This window comes from Thermogemmatispora sp. (assembly GCF_019683755.1).
In the GTDB taxonomy this organism is placed as follows: domain Bacteria; phylum Chloroflexota; class Ktedonobacteria; order Ktedonobacterales; family Ktedonobacteraceae; genus Thermogemmatispora.
On record NZ_JADGHT010000491.1, the window covers coordinates 1 to 2,603 of the forward strand.

The window sequence follows — 2,603 nt, forward strand, 5'->3', positions numbered from 1 at the left end:
CAAAGATACCTTGCTCCTCACATATACAGTTGCTCTCGATTTTCTCAATTCCTGCCACAGCTGTCAAGAGGAGAGAGCGACACCGGTCGAGATAGATATCTCAGTGTGTGGAGAGAAGTGGACCGTAAGCGTTCTATCCAGGACTCGGACGAAGCCCCTCCGTCGCTAGAGTGGAGATCCTCCCAGCCAGTATGCTGGGCAGCGGCATTGGTGATTCCCTCTGCCGCGCTCAGCCTGGCGCTACTCAGGGAAGAAGATACGCTCGTTGGTCACAGGATGGATGAGGTGATCGAAGGCCATCCAGAAGCTTTTTGTGTGCCGGTAAAAGATGAGAGGGAAAATGACGGGCATGGTCATGCCCCAGATGAGCAGCGGGATAAAGGGGACACTGGTATTGACGGCCAGTGGGATCGTGATCGCGGTAATGAGTAGCTCACTCAGCACCAGGTTGACAGCCATCGCTCCAGTATAGTAGCCCGGCTCACGCTCATATTCGAAATTGCAGGCTGGACAGCGTTCGTAAGTTTTGAATAGCCCAGAGTAGAGCTTGCCCTCACCGCACACTGGACAGCGCAGTAATAAGGCTCGGATGAATAAAACACGCGCCCGTTTCCATGTCATTGGCTCGCCACCTTCTCAGACAAAGAGACGCACTCCGCGGCGTTGCATCGGGCTACCGCCCCAGAGCAAGCAGAGCTGAGCCGCCCGCTTGAACGCGAGCGGGAGCGCCGGCGAGCCACTAGCAGGACCCCGCGACGCAGCGCTGGCAAGGTCCTGCTCACAGCTGAGTGCTGCCTGCTCCACTAGCCGCCGGTGCTACTGCAGCCTGATCAGCTAGCCCTCTCAGCTCCGGCTCATACTGCACCGTTGGTGGCTAGCTCGCCACAAGTGCGCTCCCTGCCGATAACGCTTCTACTGCTGGATACTATAGTGACTCTTATGATAATAGACCATGCCCTTGCCGATCACCTTCACTGGCTGCAGCTCCTTCAGCATGATCGGCTCACCGCACTTCGCGCAAATGCGGCTTGTCAGATGGTTGATCTCCTCGCGATTAGCCAACGATGCGCGTGCCGTTTTGGACAGCTCACCCTTGTGCGGCATGATCACGACACCCCTTTCCTCTGCTCTATATACGAGCTGATATTGCTGTATCTACAGGCTGACTTACGCTTGGCAGCGTCTTCAGGCTCTCCCCAGAGGAAGCGGCTGTCTCACGCTTCTCAGCTTGGTTCCGCTCTCTGGCTGCCGTCTGCTCGCTGAAGCATTATTACGGCGCAGAGCAGCAGAAAAAGGCCAGTGCTCTGCCTGCCTTCGCTACAGTATACCATAGGGCAGCCTGGGCTGTCCAATCAGTCACTGCTGGCGGGATGAGAAATCAGCCTCTGGCCCACTGGTGATCACAGACAGCGCCTGACAGATGAGGTCAGCAGCCTGGGCGAAGGAGAAGAGGCCTGTGTTGATCAGGAGGTGATAGAGACCCGGCTGCTGGCCATCGCTTCCATAGTAGCGGCGCAGATAGGCGGTGTACTCATAATCACGCTGTTCAATTAATTCGCGTGCGCGGCGCTGATCAACGTGCAGTGCACTCATGACGCGGGTAATGCGCTGCGCTAGCGGAGCAAAAATCGCTACGTGGAGCGTGCGAGGGGCATGCTGTAGCAAGAACTGGGAGCCACGGCCAACGATGACAACATTGCCTTGAGTCGCCATCTCTAAAATAACCTTCTGAGTCAGGTGGAGATGGGCAATTTCGTCATGTTGCTGGGTGGCATGGCTTGTCTGACCAAGCAAGCCGGCATAGTTGAGAGTGAACGGCTGGCTAGCGCGCACCGCCTCGAGAATCTGGGCGGCAACCCCAGCGGTATACTCATCAAGACGCCTGGCTTCACGCACATCTACACCTAGACGGCGGGCCACTTCTGTGATGATCTGACGGTCTAGATAGCGTAGCCCTGTCCGGCGAGCTACCAGGCGCCCTATCTCGCTGCCGCCGCTGCCTAGCTGACGAGTGATTGTGACAACCACTGTTCCCCGCGGGGGGATGCCCGAGGGGAGATCTCCACTCCAGGCCCGTTCCTCTAGTAGACGCGTTGCGCTGCCTCCCCCTCCCACAACCACAGAGCGCTCTTCCACTTGCACTTGCTCTGCTGGTCGTTCGCCGGTCTGCTCCTCGTTTTCACTGTTCATGCTCTAACTCCCTGGCTGCGGGACCACGCCGCTCGGCCCTGATCCCTGCATAGCCACTGGCCAGTGAAGGCCGCTGCCCTAGGACAATGCTGCTGGCTCGTTCTCTGCCCCTCTCGCGCCGCCTCCTTTTTTCTCATGGTATACTGAGAGCAATGCCAGGCGCAAGGGTCAATCCGGTCGGAAGGAGCAGACCAGCGCCTCCCTCATGCTGGCTCGATCTGGCTGGCCATCGCTCTGTCTGCCAGTTCGTCTCTCTCCATCTTCTGCTTGCTTGCCGAGGCCGGCTCTTTTCTTCTAAGATAATAAACAAACAACAAAGAGCAGGCATCTGGGTATCTGTTCTTTCTGCATCTTTCACCTACCTTGTGGAATTTCCATTGCCTTGCCAGGAGACCCCATGCGCACGCTTAATC

General features: G+C 57.3%; 3 protein-coding genes. All 3 read right to left on the bottom strand.

The window, feature by feature from the left end; all coding sequences use genetic code 11:
- Window positions 1–240: 240 nt before the first annotated feature.
- The 3 genes from IRZ24_RS19180 to IRZ24_RS19190 all read right to left on the bottom strand — a co-directional run bounded on the left by IRZ24_RS19180 (window position 241) and on the right by IRZ24_RS19190 (window position 2,190).
- Window positions 241–621 (bottom strand): DUF983 domain-containing protein, encoded by a 381-nt coding sequence (locus tag IRZ24_RS19180; protein ID WP_297168008.1) that lies wholly within the window; start codon window positions 619–621, stop codon window positions 241–243.
- 291 nt (window positions 622–912) lie between these two features.
- Window positions 913–1,104, bottom strand: a complete 192-nt coding sequence (locus tag IRZ24_RS19185; RefSeq protein ID WP_297168011.1) for a hypothetical protein — start codon at window positions 1,102–1,104, stop codon at window positions 913–915.
- 252 nt (window positions 1,105–1,356) lie between these two features.
- Entirely contained in the window at window positions 1,357–2,190 is an 834-nt protein-coding gene (locus tag IRZ24_RS19190; RefSeq protein WP_297168027.1) for an AAA family ATPase, read from the bottom strand.
- Window positions 2,191–2,603 lie beyond the last annotated feature (413 nt).